Source organism: Undibacterium sp. TJN25 (assembly GCF_049339885.1).
Classification (GTDB): Bacteria; Pseudomonadota; Gammaproteobacteria; order Burkholderiales; family Burkholderiaceae_D; genus Undibacterium.
This window is the reverse complement of the sequence record NZ_JBMPPM010000006.1, coordinates 431,589-449,631: the sequence shown is the minus strand read 5'-3', so window position 1 is coordinate 449,631 and position 18,043 is coordinate 431,589. Positions and strand designations below refer to the sequence as shown.

General features: G+C 57.8%; 18 protein-coding genes. 9 read left to right on the top strand and 9 right to left on the bottom strand.

What is annotated here, in order from left to right; translation table 11 throughout:
- Positions 1 to 47: 47 nt before the first annotated feature.
- Positions 48 to 650 (bottom strand): GNAT family N-acetyltransferase, encoded by a 603-nt coding sequence (locus ACO0LO_RS17765; protein ID WP_422965820.1) that lies wholly within the window; start codon positions 648 to 650, stop codon positions 48 to 50.
- A 299-nt stretch (positions 651 to 949) separates the two neighbouring features.
- Here ACO0LO_RS17765 and ACO0LO_RS17760 point away from each other — a divergent pair, with 299 nt between their 5' ends.
- Entirely contained in the window at positions 950 to 1,912 is a 963-nt protein-coding gene (locus ACO0LO_RS17760; protein WP_422965907.1) for a sulfate ABC transporter substrate-binding protein, read from the top strand.
- Between the two features lie 167 nt (positions 1,913 to 2,079).
- On the opposite strand, the gene ACO0LO_RS17755 is transcribed toward ACO0LO_RS17760, so the two are convergent.
- From ACO0LO_RS17755 to ACO0LO_RS17735, 5 genes are all read right to left on the bottom strand, one after another.
- The gene (locus ACO0LO_RS17755; RefSeq protein ID WP_422965818.1) at positions 2,080 to 2,739 is read right to left on the bottom strand and encodes an amino acid ABC transporter permease; all 660 of its coding nucleotides are present in this window, start codon (positions 2,737 to 2,739) and stop codon (positions 2,080 to 2,082) included.
- A 144-nt stretch (positions 2,740 to 2,883) separates the two neighbouring features.
- Positions 2,884 to 3,690, bottom strand: a complete 807-nt coding sequence (locus ACO0LO_RS17750) for a cystine ABC transporter substrate-binding protein (protein ID WP_422965816.1) — start codon at positions 3,688 to 3,690, stop codon at positions 2,884 to 2,886.
- A gap of 178 nt (positions 3,691 to 3,868) precedes the next feature.
- Positions 3,869 to 4,183: a hypothetical protein gene (locus ACO0LO_RS17745; protein WP_422965814.1), complete on the bottom strand. Its 315-nt coding sequence runs from the start codon at positions 4,181 to 4,183 to the stop codon at positions 3,869 to 3,871.
- Positions 4,184 to 4,608: 425 nt separating this feature from the next.
- Positions 4,609 to 5,529, bottom strand: a complete 921-nt coding sequence (gene epsC / locus ACO0LO_RS17740; protein ID WP_422965812.1) for a serine O-acetyltransferase EpsC — start codon at positions 5,527 to 5,529, stop codon at positions 4,609 to 4,611.
- 522 nt (positions 5,530 to 6,051) lie between these two features.
- Entirely contained in the window at positions 6,052 to 6,399 is a 348-nt protein-coding gene (locus tag ACO0LO_RS17735; RefSeq protein WP_422965810.1) for a hypothetical protein, read from the bottom strand.
- A gap of 99 nt (positions 6,400 to 6,498) precedes the next feature.
- Between ACO0LO_RS17735 and ACO0LO_RS17730 the strand changes: the two genes are divergently transcribed.
- On the top strand, positions 6,499 to 6,798 hold the full coding sequence (locus ACO0LO_RS17730; protein ID WP_422965808.1) for a hypothetical protein: 300 nt from the start codon (positions 6,499 to 6,501) through the stop codon (positions 6,796 to 6,798).
- A 51-nt stretch (positions 6,799 to 6,849) separates the two neighbouring features.
- On the opposite strand, the gene ACO0LO_RS17725 is transcribed toward ACO0LO_RS17730, so the two are convergent.
- Positions 6,850 to 7,764 carry a LysR family transcriptional regulator gene (locus ACO0LO_RS17725; protein WP_422965807.1) on the bottom strand — a complete coding sequence of 305 codons (915 nt, stop codon included), beginning with the start codon at positions 7,762 to 7,764 and terminating at the stop codon, positions 6,850 to 6,852.
- Between the two features lie 299 nt (positions 7,765 to 8,063).
- On the opposite strand from ACO0LO_RS17725, the gene ACO0LO_RS17720 reads away from it, so the two are divergent.
- Genes ACO0LO_RS17720 through ACO0LO_RS17705 form a run of 4 tightly spaced genes read left to right on the top strand, consistent with a single transcriptional unit; the run spans position 8,064 to position 12,923 of the window.
- Positions 8,064 to 9,578 (top strand): TolC family protein, encoded by a 1,515-nt coding sequence (locus tag ACO0LO_RS17720; protein ID WP_422965805.1) that lies wholly within the window; start codon positions 8,064 to 8,066, stop codon positions 9,576 to 9,578.
- Positions 9,575 to 11,809, top strand: a complete 2,235-nt coding sequence (locus ACO0LO_RS17715; protein WP_422965803.1) for an FUSC family protein — start codon at positions 9,575 to 9,577, stop codon at positions 11,807 to 11,809. Before ACO0LO_RS17720 ends, ACO0LO_RS17715 begins: the two co-directional genes overlap by 4 nt.
- On the top strand, positions 11,802 to 12,005 hold the full coding sequence (locus ACO0LO_RS17710; protein WP_422965801.1) for a DUF1656 domain-containing protein: 204 nt from the start codon (positions 11,802 to 11,804) through the stop codon (positions 12,003 to 12,005). The genes ACO0LO_RS17715 and ACO0LO_RS17710 overlap by 8 nt, the downstream gene beginning before the upstream one ends.
- Before the next feature lie 30 nt (positions 12,006 to 12,035).
- Positions 12,036 to 12,923: a biotin/lipoyl-binding protein gene (locus ACO0LO_RS17705; protein ID WP_422965905.1), complete on the top strand. Its 888-nt coding sequence runs from the start codon at positions 12,036 to 12,038 to the stop codon at positions 12,921 to 12,923.
- Positions 12,924 to 12,938: 15 nt separating this feature from the next.
- On the opposite strand, the gene ACO0LO_RS17700 is transcribed toward ACO0LO_RS17705, so the two are convergent.
- Positions 12,939 to 13,769 (bottom strand): oxidoreductase, encoded by an 831-nt coding sequence (locus tag ACO0LO_RS17700; RefSeq protein WP_422965799.1) that lies wholly within the window; start codon positions 13,767 to 13,769, stop codon positions 12,939 to 12,941.
- 105 nt (positions 13,770 to 13,874) lie between these two features.
- Positions 13,875 to 14,729 (bottom strand): oxidoreductase, encoded by an 855-nt coding sequence (locus tag ACO0LO_RS17695; RefSeq protein ID WP_422965797.1) that lies wholly within the window; start codon positions 14,727 to 14,729, stop codon positions 13,875 to 13,877.
- Positions 14,730 to 14,925: 196 nt separating this feature from the next.
- Here ACO0LO_RS17695 and ACO0LO_RS17690 point away from each other — a divergent pair, with 196 nt between their 5' ends.
- The 3 genes from ACO0LO_RS17690 to ACO0LO_RS17680 all read left to right on the top strand — a co-directional run bounded on the left by ACO0LO_RS17690 (position 14,926) and on the right by ACO0LO_RS17680 (position 18,014).
- A complete protein-coding gene (locus ACO0LO_RS17690) occupies positions 14,926 to 15,858 on the top strand; it encodes a LysR family transcriptional regulator (protein ID WP_422965795.1) in 933 nt (310 codons plus the stop codon).
- A 151-nt stretch (positions 15,859 to 16,009) separates the two neighbouring features.
- A complete protein-coding gene (locus ACO0LO_RS17685; protein ID WP_422965793.1) occupies positions 16,010 to 16,888 on the top strand; it encodes a flagellin in 879 nt (292 codons plus the stop codon).
- 121 nt (positions 16,889 to 17,009) lie between these two features.
- Positions 17,010 to 18,014, top strand: coding sequence for a hypothetical protein (locus ACO0LO_RS17680; protein WP_422965791.1), 1,005 nt, complete (start codon positions 17,010 to 17,012; stop codon positions 18,012 to 18,014).
- Positions 18,015 to 18,043: the final 29 nt, after the last annotated feature.

Sequence of the window (18,043 nt, the reverse complement as noted above, 5' to 3'; positions counted from 1 at the left end):
TGCGGTAGGCAAGTGTAACAAGTAAACAAGATAAATTGTGGCCGTCGTTATTGCCGCGCGAGCGCGCAATTGCAGGGGCGTTGCCCGTTGGGAGCGCAGGTCAGGTTGCCATCCAGGTATTTCCACAAAGAGACAGCGCGTATACCTGATTTAACCTCACCTGAACGGCCCTCCAGATAGCCCTGGCGAAGATAAAAATCCCTTGCCGTGACCGTGCTGTCGATGGTGACGAAAGGCAGTTGCCATTCCCTTGCCCTGGACTCCATGCGCTGCAGCAGGGCTCTGCCCACACCTGTCAACTGCAGTTCCGGTTTCACGTAACATAGGGCAATCTTGCCTGCCCCGGTCAGCAAGCCCACACCGACGATCTCGGTGGCGGTGCCGGCAACCAGCGAGTAATTTCCTGAAGAGGCAAACCAGCTCGCGATGGTGCCCGGACTTTTATTGCCCAGCCAGCGGGAAAGGATGCGTGGATCATCGCGGTGATCCCTCTGGCAAGACTCGCTAATCGAGCGCCGGATGATGTTGCAGGCCAGTTCAGCATCAGAGGGGTGGGCGATCCGCACTTCTACTGCCGACGGCAAGCCCGGATGCCCAATGGCCTCGGCTCCCGGTCTCGCGCCCATTTGGGTGGCTATTTCATTTTCCATGCGTTTAGCAAACACAGGCAAACTCCACAAACTTGATTCAGCACACAGTAGTCGACATCACCGCGGCTGCCAACGAATGTTTTCAGACAAACTTATTAGCCCGGCGCATAAGGATCCGCCTCCTTGCCATAAGTTTATAAGGAATAATTCGTTTACCACGACGCGTTTTTTGGCGACCATGGCAGATTACCAAACTGCCATGGAGTTCAGCAATGCAGCAAACACTCGCCTTAGCCGGCCGCAATCAAACAACCAGCCGCCTGGTGAAGCTTGTTTCGCTCGGTCTTGCCGCCGGCGTCATGCTGTGTTCGCTTGCTCCGCCTGCGCATGCCGACACCACCATCCTCAACGCCTCTTATGATGTGACGCGCGAACTGTTCAAGGATATCAATCCTGCGTTTGTGGCAGAGTGGAAGAAAAGCACCGGCGAGACCGTTGTCGTCAACCAGTCGCACGGCGGTTCCAGCAAGCAGGCACGTTCCGTTATCGACGGCCTGGAAGCCGCTGTTGTCACAATGAACCAGGCCAACGACATCGATATCCTGGCCGAAAAAGGCCTGGTCGCCACCGACTGGCCCAAGCATTTCCCGAATGGCGCCGCGCCATTCTATTCCACGATGGTATACCTGGTGCGCAAGGGCAACCCCAAGCAGATCCAGACATGGGAGGACCTTGCCAAACCGGGTATCAAGGTCATCGTCCCCAATCCGAAAACCTCCGGCAACGGCCGCTATACTTATCTGGCAGCCTGGGGTTCCGTCATCAAGAGCGGCGGCAGCGAAGCACAGGCGCGCAGCCTGGTAGAGCACCTCTTCAAAAATGTGCCGGTACTGGACGGCGGTGGACGCGGCGCAACCACTACTTTCACGCAGCGTGAAATCGGCGACGTGCTGGTCACTTTTGAAAATGAAGTGCAATTGGTCCGCCAGGAGTTCGGCAACAACTTTGAAGTCGTCTATCCACCTGTCTCCATTCTTGCTGAATCCCCGGTGGCAGTAGTCGACAAGGTCGTCAACAAGCAAGGGAACCGCAAACAGGCCACAGCCTACCTGCAATTCCTGTACTCAGAAGCAGGCCAGGAAATTATCGCCAGGCACTACCTGCGGCCGCGCTCGGAAGCCGCTGCAAAGAAATATGCAGCATCCTTCAAGCCGATCAGGCTTTTTACAGTAGATGAAGTATTCGGCGGCTGGAAGCAGGCGCAAAAAGTGCACTTTGATGATGGCGGGGAGTTTGACAAGATTTTTCAGGCCAAGAAATAAGCGTATTGTCAAAGCCAGGGCCTGCTAACATTTAAATGGGAGGTCCATTCCAGCCCGAAGGCAAGCTGGCATGAATTAGGCGCCCTCTGTCCCCGCAAAACGGCGCGCCGCAAGGCAACGCTCCAGGCATGCACGTGATGCATGCTTTTCCCACTATGAAACCCCTTTCAATGATGGTGCGGCTGCTGTAATTTTTTCTCCATCCGCATCTGCACTGCTTCGAAGCAAAGACTCAAGCCCCAGTACACCAGCGCCGCCGCGATATACAAAGGCAATGGCCGGAACGTGGTGGCGATTACTTCCTTGGTAGCCAGCATCAGTTCGGTCACCGTGATGACCGACACCAGCGAGGTATCCTTGATCAGGCTGATCAAGGTGTTGCTCATCGACGGCACCGCCACCCGCAAGGCTTGCGGGATGACGACAAATCTCAAGGTCTGTGCGTAGGTCAGGCCGAGGCTGAAACTGGCCGACCACTGCCCACGGCTTACCCCCTGGATAGCTCCCCGGATACTCTCCGACAAATAAGCGCCGGCATTCAGGCTCAGCGCCAGTATGCCGGCCGACGTCGCGGAAAATTCCACGCCTATGCTGGGCAGGCCGTAGTAGATGACGAAAATCTGCACCAGCAACGGCGTGCCGCGTATCAGGCTGACGTACGTAACCGCCGGCCGGTTAAGCCAGGGCCAGGGCACGATGCGTGCGACCGCAATCAAAAAACCCAAAGCCAGGCCGCCTATCATGGAGGCGACGGCAAACAGCAGGGTATACGCCACGCCTTTGAGCATCACCGGCGCGGCAAGCTGTAACAAGTCCAGGAGTTCCATTGCATTCCCATAAAAAAACATCCCCGCAATAGATGCGGGGATGAGAAGACCGATGCATTAGCATACATCATCTGGACACGTCAGCGCTATCGCTGCGGAGCAATTACACTCCCGCCAGACAAACCAACGCACGTATCATCGTGACTACTGTGCCGTAGGCGGCTTGCTCACGTCGCGGCCGAACCACTTGACCGAGACTTTGCCGAAGCTGCCGTCCTTGATGATCGCAGCCAGAGCTTCGTTCAGCGCTGCCTGGAATTTAGGATTGCCCTTCTGGAAAGGGATACCGTTTTTAGCCAGTTCACCGATAGGTGCGCCTGCCTTGATCGGCAAAGCCGATGTCTTGACGAGGTAGGCAACCATGAGGCTGTCGTTCAAGGCTGCATCTACGCGGCCTGCTGCCAGGTCTTGCAGATATTCGGGCGCGCCTGGATAGCTTTTTACTTCCACGCCGGCAACGCTTTTTGCCTTCTCTTCGTAATTGCTGCCCTGGCCTACACCGAGTTTTTTGCCCTTCAGATCATCCAGGCTTGTGAAGTTGCGCGTTTCGTTTTTCCGTATGACCAGCTGGGCGGCCGAAATGGTATAAGGATCGGAGAAATCGAAGGTCTCCTGGCGCTTGGCGGTAATGCCCACCTGGTTGACAATGACATCGTACTTGCCGGCGGACAGGCCCGCCAGGATGCCACTCCATTCGGAAGTGACAAACTCCGGCTTGACACCGAGCTTGGCAGCCAGCAGTTTAGCGACGTCCACATCGAAGCCGTCAAGCTGGCCGGTTTTCTGATCCTTGAAGTTAAACGGAGGATACGTGCCTTCCAGCGCAATCTTCAATGTGCCCCGTGATTTGACCGTGTCCAGCAGATCGGCTGCAACAGCACCGAGCGACAGGCTGGCCAGCAACAGGCTGGCAAACAATTTGGTAACGATAGACTTGCGTGTATGACTCATGTGGACCCTTTTAGGTGATTAATTTCTTATAGACCAATGATATATAGCCATAGGCTATAGTTACAACGAAGTAATTTACATTTGTTTATACGATTACAGGTATGTAGCGCTGTCCTTCTGCCCATTCTGCTCCACGAACGGGCCGTAAGACAAGTCTCTTGATATAGATTGGTGCGGTTTAAAACCGCGGCAGGTCGCGCAGCTCAAAACCAGGCTGTTCATACGCCTCGGTGGTGATGCCGGCAGTGCCGTCGTCATTGGTGATGGACTTTACCAGTGGACCCATCGTGATGGAACCATTGATGCTGAACTTGGTAATGACTTCATCGCCGTTTTTGATGGTGTCTACGACGGCGGGAATATCGACTTCTTCCGGATCGGCAATAATTGCCGGTGGCGTGACTTCTCCGCCCTTACTCTTGCCCCAGCGCACTTTTTCAACACGCTCCCCGCTATCGTCAAATCTCACCGCTTCAATAAAGAAAAGTGCCATGGTATATCTCCTGATCAAATGACAGTAGGTTATGGAAGAAAATCTGGCGTAGTCCGGTTACCGGTGCTTCTGCTCTATGAATGGATTTCAGGCCAAAGAACCGCAGGACGAGGGAAGCCAATGCTCGCAGCTCGGCCTGGGGTCTGGCACCGGCCGTTGGACCGGGGTAGGATCAAGCGGCGGTGTATCGGCCGGTGGGATAGGGTCAGGGCGATGCATGCGAATTCCTTTCAGATTGGGAATTTAGGCGCATCCTAACATGAAAGAAGCGTGGGGTTTGTAGGTCGGCACCGATAGTTTAACCGAAAAATTTATATCCCTGCGGCCATGCGGGTTTCCATGCCATACACCCCGGAAACACGCATGGAAAGCCGCTGCTTGCAATCCTCCCTTGCATCTCCGGGGCGCATGCGAATGCCGTGCAATCAGCCTTCGTTATTGCGGGTCTGCATCTGGGCCTGCGTCACATTGCTGTCTGCCGGCACGCTCTGCGTCAGCCAAACGTTGCCGCCTATCGTTGATCCGTGCCCTATCGTGATACGACCCAGTATCGTGGCACCGGCATAGATGATAACGTCGTCTTCCAGAATGGGATGGCGTGGATTGCCCTTGATGAGCGCGCCGTTTTCATCGGCGGGAAAGCGCTTCGCACCGAGCGTTACCGCCTGGTACAGACGCACGCGCTGGCCGATGATTGCAGTTTCACCGATGACCACGCCGGTACCGTGGTCGATGAAGAAACTGGAGCCTATCTGCGCGCCGGGGTGGATGTCGATGCCGGTGGAGGAATGCGCAATCTCGGAAATCATGCGCGCCAGCAGCGGCGCGCCGAGTGTAAATAAAGCATGCGCCAGCCGGTAATAAATAATGGCGGTGGTCCCCGGATAGCACAGCAAAACTTCCGACACGCTGGAAGCGGCAGGGTCGCCCTGGAAAGCGGCCTGCAAATCGCTGACCAGCACGGCGCGTATGGCAGGCAATTGGGCCGCGAAATCGCGAGTAATCTGGGTGGCGCGTTCGTGCAATTCAGTTTCGCTCAGCTCAACCTGGCCGCCGACAAACAGCAGCGCCCTGCGCACCTGCTCCGCCAGCACATTCAGGCTGGTATTGAGCGTATTGCCAACGAAGTAATCGATGCTTTCGTCGGTCAGGCTGGGCCGCCCATAATGCGTGGGGAACAGCGCGGAGCGCAATCCGTCGAGGATTTCCTCCAGTGCGGCACGCGAAGGCAGTTCGCGGATATATCCCTGGTGTCTCACCTTGTGCGCGACCTCCCTGGAGGCCCGCAACTGCGCAGTGACGTTGCCGAGATCCCAGTAGTGCTGGTGTTTTTCTTGATGTTGCATGATTTGTCCATAGGGAGCTCCGGACAGAACCTGGAATGCCGCGGTCTGGAAAATACCGCAGGATCGCTCTGTCCGAAATGATCAATCGTAAGAACACAGCCTGATGCACCCACGCCGGTTCTGGTTACATATGCGATTCTAATGGAGAAACGGGATCAAGGAGTAAAGGCCATTGAAGCAACATGGGCAGCTGCAGTTCAGATTAGCTCTCCATGGCTCCTACAGCTCAGCATAGGGAAGAGGCACGAGAAAGGGAAGCACAGACAAAAATCCCCGACCATGTAGATCGGGGAAAATGTAACGCCTTATCCCAGCGTTTGCAGGTGCCCGGCGTTACGGGGAGAGTCGGGAAAAAAGATCCCGTACGGCTCAAGCACGGGATAAAGCTCAGGAACCGCTACGGATCTACGCCAAGCATGGGGTAAGGTGTACAGCGCCCCACACACATTGAGCGTCCACAGCATAGGTCTTTCACGGTAAACCCATAGTAATGAAACCGGACACCTGCATCTGTGCGTTACTTCACATTATGAATTTTTTATTCGACATTGCGACCCGCGCGGCATCCATCAGCGTGCGTCCCAGCGCACGACGGATTTCTTCTGGATTAGGAGGAGGACGATTGGCTGCGACTTCCCGTTTCAGCCACTCCCTCACCTGTTCCTTGCTTGGTTTTTTATCGTCCATGATAGGCTCCTGCGATGGTGAATATGCGGTTTTCTGCGTTTGATTTACGTTGTCTTCAGTGCTGACTTCAATGTAGCAAAGAATGCCGGTCCTGCCATCGGAAAAAAATCCGTGCTGCACATAGGCCGGAAAGAGGCAAGCTTGTAAGAATAGGCTGATGCAATAAACGCCGGCTTGCTCCATCCTTGCAGTCTGTTAGCTGCCTTACAGACGTTTCAAAAAAACAGCAGTACTATGGCTGCACGCACTAGCGGCGTTCAACAGCATCAAGGGGAAGCCAGCATGAAAAAATCAGACAAAGGTATCGCTGATCAGGCAGGAAACGCAGCCTCGCTGCCGCTGCATGTCGGCAGCGGCGACGACAGCCTGAACGGTACGAGGACGGAATCGGAGCTCTTACATGAAGAGTCCGCAGAGAACAGCCTGCCGCATGCGCAGGAAGAACAGCAGGTTTTTGAGGGCGTTGCAGATACACCGTATGCGCGCAAGGACAGGAATAATGTGCATGGCAATCCTGTTGCCCGCGACCGGCACTCGATTGAAGACACTCTTCCGGCAGCGGATTTCGACTACACCAAATAACGCCGGTACTACCCGCCGACCATGGCAAACCGCATCAGCGGCGTATTGTGCTTAAACGATTTCCCAGGGGTCGATCTCGGGCTGCGGAAATTTCTCTGTCATGAAATCGACAAAGCTGCGCGCCGTGGCTGGCATCAGATGCCGGTTCGGATACACCAGCGACACTGCAATCTGGTTGAAGCGCGTCTTCGGCAGCAAACGTATCAGCTTGCCGCTTTTCAGCGCTTCGGCCAGTGCATACGACGCGCGCAGCATCAGACCCATGCCGGCAATCGCACAGTTGCTGAGCAGGTCGCCGCTGTTGCAGATGATCTTGCTGTTGATGGGAACATCAATATCGCCGTCCGGCCCCTGGATAGACCATGAGTTGCGTAGCTGCTTGTAATCAAAGTTGAGGCAGGCATGATGCGCCAGATCCTTCGGCGATTTGGGTTCCCCATGACGGCGCAGGTACTCAGGTGACGCGCACAGGAAGACATCGGCCTTGCCCAGCTGGCGCACGATCATATTGCCTTCGATTTTTTGCAGGTCCATCATGATGCCGACATCAAAGCGGTCCTGCACCAAATCCACGCCGCGGCCGGACACCGTCACGTCCAGGGTCACGGCCGGGAAACGCTCCGAATATTCATACAGCAGGTTTGCCAGCTGGAACTGGGCAAAACTCTGATGCGAATACAGCCTCAGCAGACCGCGCGGTTCCTTGGATTGCGACGTGGCGATGGCGTCTGCATCATCGATCTCCGGCAATATCCTTTGCACCCGTTCCAGATAGGCCTGGCCGATTTCGGTCAGCGACAGCTTGCGCGTGCTGCGGTTCAGCAGACGCGTACCCAGATGATTTTCCAGTTCGGCCACATAGCGGGTCACCGCCGCATTGGATAAATCCAGCGCTTGCGCAGCACGCGCAAAGCTGCCCTGCTCCACGACCTGCAGGAATACGCGCATTGATTGCAATCTGTCCATCGCCCCTCGCCCCTTCGTTTCAATAACTGAAATAGTGCATTGCAGCATAGCCTATTTTTTTCAGATGATACAACAGATACACTGTGCAGCATTAACGGGCCTTCCCTCTTGCAGCAATGATTTAGTGGTTTAAGCTTTTGAAGCCACAGCTTATGACATTTCTGGAGATATTGAGCTCGCTCATTCCTCACTTACGCGTTCGTCACAGAAAGCTCATGAAAACCTCCGCCGGCAGAATCCCGTTGAATCCGTTGCTCCCATTGCATACGCAAACCCTGCCTGGACTCAAGCGGTGTGGGATGCTATTGCTCGCGATCCTGGCCGTGGCGCTCGCCGGCTGCGCCGACATGAAGGGCATCTCGCCACAAGCGAAAATGACGGATAGCAACACCTTGGCTGCAGGAGCAGCCATCAACAGCGCCAATATCGACGCCAACTGGCCCAAGGCGGCCTGGTGGCAAGCCTATGGCGATCCCCAACTGAACAGCCTTGTGCAGCAAGCCATCAGTGGCAGCCCCACGCTGAAGATCGCTCGGGCACGCGTGGAGCTGGCTGGCTCGCTGGCGGGTATTGCCCGCGCAAACACGCTGCCGCAGGTAGGCGCCAAGGCAGAAACCACGCGCGAACTGTTCACCGGCCAGGGCCTGGTGCCTCCTCCTTTGGCAGGCAACTGGGACTGGTACAACGAGATCACTGTAAAAGCCGGTTATGACCTCGACCTGTGGGAGAAAGACAGCAATGCCTTAAAAGCAGCGCTGGACACCGTACACGCCAGCGCCGCCGAAGTACGCGGCGCACAGCTGCAGCTGGAAACCACGCTGGTGCGCAGCTATCTGCAACTGGCCTTGCAGTACCGCTTGAAGGATGTTGCCCTGGCCAGCCTGCAGCAACAGGAATCGATCGCCAATATCGCGCGCCGCCGCCAGCGTGCCGGCCTGGGCACGCAGCTGGAAGTAAGCCAGGCAGAAACGTCGCTGCCGGTTGCGCAATCCAATATAGAACAGCTGGACGAATCCATCAGCCTGTTGCGCAACCAGATTGCCGCGCTGACAGGCCAGGGTCCCGGCGCGGGCGATGCCGTGCAGCGGCCGCGCCTGCCGATTGGCCTGTCGGGAGCTCCGCCAACGACCACAACGGCCACAGCGGCCACAAGCACTACGCCGGCAACTGCCGCGTCATCCAGCCAATTGCCGATCAGCCTGCCGGACTATGTGCCGGCCAACCTCGTGGGCCGCCGTCCGGACGTCGTGGCCCAGCGCTGGCGCGTGGAGGCGGCGGGCAAAAATATCGAGGTCGCCAAGGCCGGCTTTTATCCCGATATCAACATTAGCGCCTTCCTGGGGTTCCAGTCGCTGGGCTTTGCCGGTCTGCTGAGCGGCAATTCCATGGTGCGCGGCATCGCTCCCGCCATATCGCTGCCTATCTTTGAAGGCGGCCGCCTGCGCAGCCGGCTGGGCGCGGAAACCGCCAGCTACGATGCCGCGGTGGAAAGCTACAACGGCACGCTGGTGACGGCACTGCAATCGGTGGCGGACCAGATTGTGCGGCTCAAGTCCAGCGAGAAGCAGAAAGCCCAGATCGCCCAGGCGCTGGTGCTGGCTCAGAGGTCGTATGACATTGCGCAACGCGGCTTCCATTCCGGCATCAGCGAATACCTGACCGTGCTGAACACACAAACCGTGCTGCTACAGCAGCAGCAAAGAATGGAGCAGGTGGATGCCGCCTACCTGGACGCATGGGCACAGCTGATGCAGGCGCTCGGCGGCGGCCTGGAAGAACAGGCGGCACCGGCCATTGCGGATAGCAGGCCATGAATGCACCATCCAGCCCCGACTCTGCACCGGCGGCACCCTCTTCCCCAGCCTCGGCTGCACTATCCTCCGTCACCGGCGGAGCACGCAGGCTGCTGGCGGAAACCAGCGCCTGGATCGCCTTGCAGGCGCCGGTAATCGTACACATGATCAAACTGACGGTGGCGGTACTGCTGGCCATGGGGGTGACGCTGCGGCTGGACCTGGCCAAGCCAACCACGGCGATGCTGACTGTCGTCATCGTCATGCACCAGCGTAGCGGGCTGGTGCTGGCCAAGAGTTTTTACCGCTTCTTGGGCACGATCGCGGGCGTCATCGTCTCTATCGTGCTGGCCGCCTTGTTTTCGCAGGAAGCGGTGCTGTTCATTGCAGCCGGCGCCTGCTGGCTGGCCTTGTGCACCGCCGGATCGGCCATTTTCCGCAACTTCCAGTCTTATGCTTTTGTGCTGGCAGGCTATACGCTGGTTATCGTAGGCCTGCCGGCGGCACTGCAACCCGATCAGGCTTTCGACATTGCCGTGATACGCCTGACCGAGGTCATGCTGGGCATACTCTGCGCAGGCGTGGTCAGCGACCTGATCTTCCCGCAACGGGTAACGGAAACCCTGCTGGCGATGGTGCGCCAGCGCTTCACCAATTTTGCCGACTATATCGGCAGGGAAAATACCGACCCTGCCGCTTCCGAACGCACGATGCTGCGTTTTATAGGGGAAGTGATCTCATTTGAATCGCTGCGCTCGGCATCCATTTTTGAAAACACATCGCACCCTTCGCACGGCACGCAGTTGAGCCTACTGAACACCGCCTTCATGACGGTCTCCACCACTTTTCATACGCTGGACTTGCTGATGTTACGCCTGCAGCGCGCCGGCAGGAAACCGGCGCTGGACGCCCTGCAGGAAAAGTATTGCATGATCATTTCCCTGCTGAAGGCGGAACCTGCCGTTGCCGAAGAACGGCTGGCGGCCTTGCGCCAGACGCTCCCGGCACAGCTGGCTCAGGCCCGCGCGCAGGTATTGGAAGTAGTCGGCGCAGACGTGAATAAAACCGCGCTGATCGATTTCGATTCTGCGATTGAACTACTGCTGCGCTTTGCCGGCGAACTGCAAAACTATGCGCGCATCCAGGCTTCCGTGCTCAGCGGCGGCTATCTTCCGGAAAAAGAACTGGATGCCGCCATCGACTATGTCGCCGCGACCGATCCGCTGGTCGTTGTTTTTGCCGGTTTGCGCAGTGCGGCGGTATTTATCGTGACCAGCGCTTTCTGGATCCTTTCCGGCTGGGCATCCGGCGTGGAAGCGGTGGTGCTAGGTACTGTATTCGGCGGACTGTTTTCCGCCGCGCCCTCGCCCTCCAGGGCAGTCAGGCAATTCGTCGTGGGGGCGCTCAGCGGCGCACTGGCGGCATTCGTGTGCGCCTACTACCTGCAGCCCTACGCGGAAAATTTTTCCATGCTGTGCCTGGCCATTGCGCCGTTCCTGATGATAGGCGCATGGCTCTCCAACCATCCCAAATACGGCGGGGTCGGCGCCGGCATGCTGATCTTTTTCCTGTCCTATGCGGCGATAGACAGCGAGTATGTGTTCGACTTCCTGGTCATGCTCAATAGCGTCATCGGCGGACTGATAGGCGTGGGCGTTGCCAGCCTGATGTACATGATCATCGACCCTGTGGACAGCCGCTGGGTCCGGCAAAGGCTGGCCCGCGCGCTGAGGTTGAAAGTGGTCGGTGCCTGCAACCGGCCGCTGCCAGGCCTGCTGCCGCTATTTGAAAGCGCAACCCGCGATCTGCTGCAGCGTTTTATCGCGGTTCACGTGATGGAAAATGAAGACGACCGCGAGGTGCTGGCATGGCTGCTGTCGGTGCTGGAAATTGGCCGCGCTGTCATTCATTTGCGGCAAGACCTGGACAGGCAACCTGATCTACCCGCAGAAGAGCTGGCTGCGGTACAACGCTGTATCGCAGCCATCTCGGAACTGTTCGGCAGCCCCGACCAGGCCAGGCGCCAGGCTGCCGTCGATGCGGTATTGCAGGCACTTGCACTGTGCAACGCGCATGCAAGCCTGCTGGCACACCTGCACCTAATACGCGCGTCGCTGCTGGACGAAAAATCCGTGCTGGCAAACTATGCGCCACCGCTGATATCGGCTGTCCCGCCCGCATCGGCGCCGCCTGCTCAGCCTCTGCCGCAACCTATCCTGCAGCCGACAGAGAAAGTAGAACCCCATGCCTAGAGAAATAGCCCTGTTCGATGCGCTGGTGCCAACGCTGCTGCTGGTGTTTGTTGCCGCCATGCTGTTGCAGGTCGTGCTGGACCGCATCTTCGCCTACCTTGGCGTGTACCGGTATGTATGGCATGCCGGCCTGTTCCGCGTAGCCCTGTTTGTGTGCGTATTTGGCGGCCTGGCGCTGCTCCTGAATGTAGCCTGAAATTAGTCCGAGAAAAAAATGAAAATCACGATCTCGCTCAAAACCCTGTTGAGCATATTGATTACGCTGGCCATGGTTGCCGCCGCCTATTTTATCGGCGACGCCCTATGGAACCACTACATGAATTCACCATGGACGCGCGACGGCCGCGTGCGGGCAGATGTCATCAGCGTCGCGGCCGACGTGTCGGGGCAAGTGGTGGAAGTACCGGTGCACGACAATAGTTTCGTGCACAAGGGCGACCTGCTGATGAAGATAGATCCGGCCCGCTACCAGCTGGCGCTGGCGCAGGCCGAGACGCTGATCTCGCAGCGCAAGATCAACTACGACCTCAGGCTGCACGATGCAGAACGGCGCGCCAAACTGGACGGCGACGTGATCTCCAGCGAAAACAAGGAAAATTCCAGTTCCACCGCCAGCGCCGCCAAGGCCGCCTATCAGGAAGCGGTAGTCATGCGCGACTCCGCCAGACTCAACCTGGAACGCACCGAAGTGCGCGCGCACGTGGACGGCTGGGTGTCCAACCTGAATGTACATGCCGGCGACTATGCACAGGCAGGCGTGGCCAAGATGGCGGTCATTGATGCGCAGTCTTTCTGGGTATACGGGTATTTTGAAGAAACCAAGCTGCCGCTGCTGAAGGAAGGCGACAGCGTCGATATCCGCCTGCTGGGCAGCACACAGCTGCTGCAGGGACATATCGACAGCATTTCGCGCGGCATCACCGACCGCGACAACCCCACCGGCGGCGGCCTGCTGGCCAATGTGAACCCCAGCTTCAACTGGGTACGGCTGGCGCAGCGCGTGCCCGTGCGCATCAACATCGACCACATCCCCGACGGCATCACGCTAGCCGCAGGGATGACCTGCACCATTATCGCCAAACCAGGCCAGGCGGTCGCCAAAGCCAAGTCCTGACCGCCGGCGGCACGCCTATTGCGGAAAGCCGGTGCTGAGGGTGACTTCTTCCCACTCGCGGAGTTCCGTATCCAGCGATTCCAGCTTGCCGCGCACGACGGACAGTGCGTCCGCCCCCAGCAGCAGGTGTACCGGTGGATTCTCCGAGGCAGCAGCCAGCATGATGGCCTGCGCCGCCCGGGCCGGATCGCCCGGCTGTTTCCCACTCCTTTCCAGGCGTGCCTGGCGCAAGGGTTCGAACATGGCGTCGTAATCGCTTATCTTCCTTTCGCTGCGCGTCATTGAGCCGCCCGCCCATTCGGTGCGAAATCCGCCCGGGGCCACTGCCGTGACATGGATGCCCAATTGCTTCACTTCCTTGGACAACGTTTCTGAAATGGCTTCCAGCGCGAACTTGCTGCCGTGATAGATGCCCAGGCCGGGAAAGGTCACGTGCCCGCCCATGGACGTGATATTGAAGATACGGCCACGGCGGCGCGCGCGCATGTAAGGCAGCACGGCTTGCAGCACCGCGACAGGGCCGAAGACATTCACTTCGAACTGGCGGCGGATATCGTCGAACCCAGCTTCTTCGACGATGGATTCGTAACCGTAGCCGGCGTTGTTGACCAGCACATCGATGCCGCCGCCGGCCTGTTCCGCTGCGGCGACAGCACGATGCACGGCGGCGTGGTCGGTCATGTCGGCGATGAATGCCGTCGCCTTACCCGGCGCCAGCTGTTCGAAATCTGTTTTTGCCTGCTGCGTCCTGACAGTGCCGGCAACCTGCTTGCCTTGCGCCAGCAAGGCAATGGCGAGCGCGCGGCCGAAGCCGCTGCTGACGCCGGTAATGAACCATGTATTCATATTATTCTCCTATTGTTTGCCAGGGTCTGCAGCTTCTGGCCGCAGACTCAAGGTTATGCATTTAATTTCAATCGAATTTCGCTCAATTCCAGTCTGACGCGCAGTTCAGGCCGCTGAAAAATCCGTTGAAGCAGCAACCGTCTTCCATTGCTGTAACTCTTCATTGACATAGGCATGCTTTTCGGCGATGCGGCTGATCGTGTCGGTGCCCAGCGGCAGGCGTACCGGCGGTTTGGCCGTATGGCCAAGCTTGATGAAGGCGGTAGCCAGCTTGTCGGGATCGCCAGGTTGCTGGCCGTTGACCTTGCTGGCAAAACTGCGCATTTCGCCGACGGTGGCGGCATAATCTCCGATGCGGTTTTTGGTTTCCACCAGCGAATTGCCTTCCAGGAAATCGGTGCGGAAGAAGCCGGGTTCAACGACGGTTGCATAAATACCCAGCGGCGCCAGTTCCTGCGCCAGGCCTTCGGTCAGACCCTCCACTGCAAACTTAGTGGCGCCATACACGCCCCATCCTGCATAAGCGTAGTAACCGCCTATCGATGAAATATTGATGATGTGGCCTGCACGACGGGCACGCATGTATGGCAGCACGGCGCGGGTGACGTTCAGCACGCCGAATACGTTGGTGTCGAACTGGTGTTTGACCTCTTCGTTGCTGGCTTCTTCCACTGCGCCCAGCAAGCCGTAGCCGGCGTTGTTGACCAGGATGTCGATGCGGCCGAAGCGGTCTACCGCTGCCTGCGCCGCAGTAATCGCCTGCTGCCCATCGGTGACATCCAGCGCTACCGCCAGCAGGTTGGCGTGGCCGCCGAATTCCTCTGCCAACGATTGAGGATTGCGTGCCGTAGCGACGACTGCATCGCCTGCCGCCAATGCTGCCGCAACAATTTTTGCGCCGAAACCGCGGGAAGCACCGGTGATCATCCAGACGCGCTGGCTAGCAATATTGATTTCCATGACTGACTCCGTAAAGTAGATATCTTAAAAATGAAAGAAACAGGTTTGACCCCTTTGTGTGGCGGTCTTCAGGCGCTTGCAAGCATGACTGCACTATAGGGTGGCACGATGTGTTGAACTAGCCCATAATCAACTGATTAATAAGCAACGAAAAGTTGTTAATAGATTTCACTTAGTGCTGAAAAGAGGTCATCCCATGGACGAAATGCGCGCGATCACCACCTTTATCAAAACGGCAACTCTGGGCAGTTTTCGCCAGGCGGCCATTGACCAAGGCATCACGCCGCAAGCGGCTAGCAAGGCGGTGATGCAGCTGGAAAAGGAATTGGGCGTGCGCTTATTCCACCGCACTACCCGCAAGCTGAGCCTGACGGAACAGGGCCTGCAGTTCCTGGAGTCAGCGCGCCCGGGGCTGGATACGCTGAATGAGGCGGTGCGGCAGGTAAAGCAGGCCACCGAAGAAATGGAAGGCAGTCTCAGGATCAGCGGCCCGCGCTCGCTGGGACTGCAAGTGCTGATGCCGCAATTCTTGCAATTTGCGGAACAGTATCCGGATATACGGCTGGACATCCAGCTGGACGACCGTTTTTCCGACCTGGTGCCGGATCGCATCGACGTCGGCTTTCGTGCCGGTGCCGTGCCGGACGGCCGCATGATCGCCCGGCGCCTGATGCCCATCCAGCACATCATCTGCGCCACACCGGCCTATCTGGAAAAATACGGTACGCCGTTGAATATTGCCGACCTGATGCGGCACCGGTGCACGGGATTCCGGCTACCCAATACCGGCAAGCAGATGCCGTGGGAATTCCAGGTAGGCAGTGAAATCCATTACCGGGACATCCCCGCTACCATTTACTCCAATGACACGCAGGCGGAAGCCGATGCGGTGCTGGCCGGCCTCGGGATAGGCCAGCTCGGCAGTTTCACCGCCGTGCCGCTGATACGCAGCGGGCATCTGGTGCCGCTGCTGACCGAGTATATTACCGAAAGGATGTCATTGCATGTGTATTACAGTAACCGCGCCAACATGACGCTCAAGGTACGCACCTTTATCGATTTTGTGGCAGCGAGGCTCATCGGTAACAAGGAATTTTATTTCTCGCTTGAGGAAGCAACCCCTGCCTGACGTCGGAATGTTGCAAAAATAAACATATTGCGCCTTCTTCCTTAAATATTTACATAAAGCATTTAATCGGCAGGAAACCACGGTCGTCTTGTGTTGTTGAGGCTAGCTGCATTGCTGCCCGAATTGAACCATACCCAAGAGGAGTTATTCCATGCTTAGTTTACACACCAACGCAGCAGCATTGTCCGCACAGAATTCCATCGGCGCCACACAATCCAGGCTGTCCACTTCGATGACGCGCCTGAGCACCGGTTTCCGCATCAATTCCGCCATGGATGACGCTGCAGGCCTGCAAATTGCAACCCGGCTGAAAGCACAAACCAGCGGCATGGCCATGGCGATGCGCAACACACAAAACAGTATCTCCATGATGCAAACCGCCGAAGGCGCGTTTGATGAAGTCACCAACATGCTGGTCCGCATGAAGGATCTGGCGACACAAGCTGCCGATGCATCCTCCACGACCGCCGACAAGACAGCGATGCAATCCGAGTTCGACGCGCTGACCAACGAACTGAGCAACGTCATGGGCAATACATCCTTCGGTGGTTCCGCACTGCTGAAAGATACTTCCGGTACTTTGTCCACAGCTGGCGGCGTCAACTTCCAGATCGGCGCCAGCACAGCTGAAACCATGACATTCGACGTCAGCGGCTCCATCGCCACACTGCACGGCAGCCTGCTGGCTGCGAGCGCGGAATATTCCTCCACCGGTACCGCATCGACAACAGCCGGCGCTGAACTGACAGGCGCCGCATCTGCCACTATCGACTTGCTGTCCACGGCAATCGACGATGTCGGCACAGTGCGTTCCGCACTGGGCGCAGCGTCCAACCGCCTGGACCACGTGTACAATAACTTGTCCAACATCAGCACCAACACACAAGCTGCGACCGGCCGCATCATGGACGTAGACTACGCTTCCGAAACATCCAACATGACATCGCAACAGATGTTGATGCAAGCAGGTACAGCAATGCTGAAACAAAGCAACAGCATGTCCTCCCTGGTCATGTCCTTGCTGCAGTAATTCTCCGGAAATACCGGGCCCGGACGGCTGCTTCGTTCTTCATTTCGACGAAGCAGCCGCCCGGCGCACAGGGAGCCAACCGTTACGGCGGTTGGTTTTTTTTTACATATCGGGAACAGCCATGGCGGTAGGAAGAGTAACAGCAGTCATATTGCCGCAAACCGCCAGAAACCAGCCAGGCGCCAACGGGCCCGGGACTCAGTTCAGCGTAGGCGAAACCATACAGGTTACGTTGGGAGATGCCGCCGCCAGCGAATTGCTGGCCCGGAGCGCGGACGGCTTGCCGTTCAGGCTGACCGGGCTGGCCGGACTGGAACATCTGGCCGGAAGCCTTTCGCCCGGCGACATACTGCAGTTGCGTGTTCTGGCTACCAGCCCGCAACTGGAACTGGCCGTGTTCAGCCCGGAAGAGCGCGGTTCTTCAAGCGCGGGAGCAAGCCCTGAAAGCAGCAACGGTACGAATGCCGCTGCCATGCAGCTGGACCAGGCAGTGCTATCGCGCCAAGTCAATTGGCGGGCGCCGGATGCCGCAACACTGGCGACCTCCTGGCGGGTGATGGTGCTGTCTTTTTTTCAGCAGCAGAACGCACTGCGCGAACAGGCGCGCGGGCTGCACGTACCGGGCAACCTGCTAATGGCAGACCCTTCGGCCAGCGCGCTGCGCGACAACTCCAGGATACCCGCCAGTATCGACGCCGAATCCTGGCTGTTTGCCGCCTATACATGGAACGGCCAGAAATTGATGCTGAGGGTGCTGGGTACCGACGAAGATGAAGCCTCCTACAGAAAGGGCCGGCGCGGCAAGATTGCCCTGAGGGTGGAGTTACTGTTGCCGGGCGTAGGCCAAGTCAGCGTGCAGATGGAACTGGCTGCCGGCGGCGTCATGCTGGACCTGGCCGCCGAGCAGATGGACACCATGCAGCATCTGCGCGAAGCGCTACGCGGCCTGGCCAGTGCGATTGCCCGTTCCGGCCTCAGCATCGTACGCTGCAGGCTGTTGCGCAGCTTGCCGCCGATCAGTCCGCTAAACAGCATGCGCGCAGAAGCAGGCATGGAAGAGATGCGCCCGGAACTATTCAGGGCAATGGCGGAAGTAATCGGGTTTCTGATCCAGCCGGGGGCTTGAGGCAGCAAGCGAGCCAGCGATAGTGAGCA

Coding starts and splice junctions, on each gene's coding strand:
- ACO0LO_RS17765 (WP_422965820.1), bottom strand. CDS start 650: ATGGAAAATGAAATAGCCACCCAAATGGGCGCGAGACCGGGAGCCGAG.
- ACO0LO_RS17760 (WP_422965907.1), top strand. CDS start 950: ATGCTGTGTTCGCTTGCTCCGCCTGCGCATGCCGACACCACCATCCTC.
- ACO0LO_RS17755 (WP_422965818.1), bottom strand. CDS start 2,739: ATGGAACTCCTGGACTTGTTACAGCTTGCCGCGCCGGTGATGCTCAAA.
- ACO0LO_RS17750 (WP_422965816.1), bottom strand. CDS start 3,690: ATGAGTCATACACGCAAGTCTATCGTTACCAAATTGTTTGCCAGCCTG.
- ACO0LO_RS17745 (WP_422965814.1), bottom strand. CDS start 4,183: ATGGCACTTTTCTTTATTGAAGCGGTGAGATTTGACGATAGCGGGGAG.
- epsC (WP_422965812.1), bottom strand. CDS start 5,529: ATGCAACATCAAGAAAAACACCAGCACTACTGGGATCTCGGCAACGTC.
- ACO0LO_RS17735 (WP_422965810.1), bottom strand. CDS start 6,399: ATGGAGCAAGCCGGCGTTTATTGCATCAGCCTATTCTTACAAGCTTGC.
- ACO0LO_RS17730 (WP_422965808.1), top strand. CDS start 6,499: ATGAAAAAATCAGACAAAGGTATCGCTGATCAGGCAGGAAACGCAGCC.
- ACO0LO_RS17725 (WP_422965807.1), bottom strand. CDS start 7,764: ATGGACAGATTGCAATCAATGCGCGTATTCCTGCAGGTCGTGGAGCAG.
- ACO0LO_RS17720 (WP_422965805.1), top strand. CDS start 8,064: ATGCTATTGCTCGCGATCCTGGCCGTGGCGCTCGCCGGCTGCGCCGAC.
- ACO0LO_RS17715 (WP_422965803.1), top strand. CDS start 9,575: ATGAATGCACCATCCAGCCCCGACTCTGCACCGGCGGCACCCTCTTCC.
- ACO0LO_RS17710 (WP_422965801.1), top strand. CDS start 11,802: ATGCCTAGAGAAATAGCCCTGTTCGATGCGCTGGTGCCAACGCTGCTG.
- ACO0LO_RS17700 (WP_422965799.1), bottom strand. CDS start 13,769: ATGAATACATGGTTCATTACCGGCGTCAGCAGCGGCTTCGGCCGCGCG.
- ACO0LO_RS17695 (WP_422965797.1), bottom strand. CDS start 14,729: ATGGAAATCAATATTGCTAGCCAGCGCGTCTGGATGATCACCGGTGCT.
- ACO0LO_RS17690 (WP_422965795.1), top strand. CDS start 14,926: ATGGACGAAATGCGCGCGATCACCACCTTTATCAAAACGGCAACTCTG.
- ACO0LO_RS17685 (WP_422965793.1), top strand. CDS start 16,010: ATGCTTAGTTTACACACCAACGCAGCAGCATTGTCCGCACAGAATTCC.
- ACO0LO_RS17680 (WP_422965791.1), top strand. CDS start 17,010: ATGGCGGTAGGAAGAGTAACAGCAGTCATATTGCCGCAAACCGCCAGA.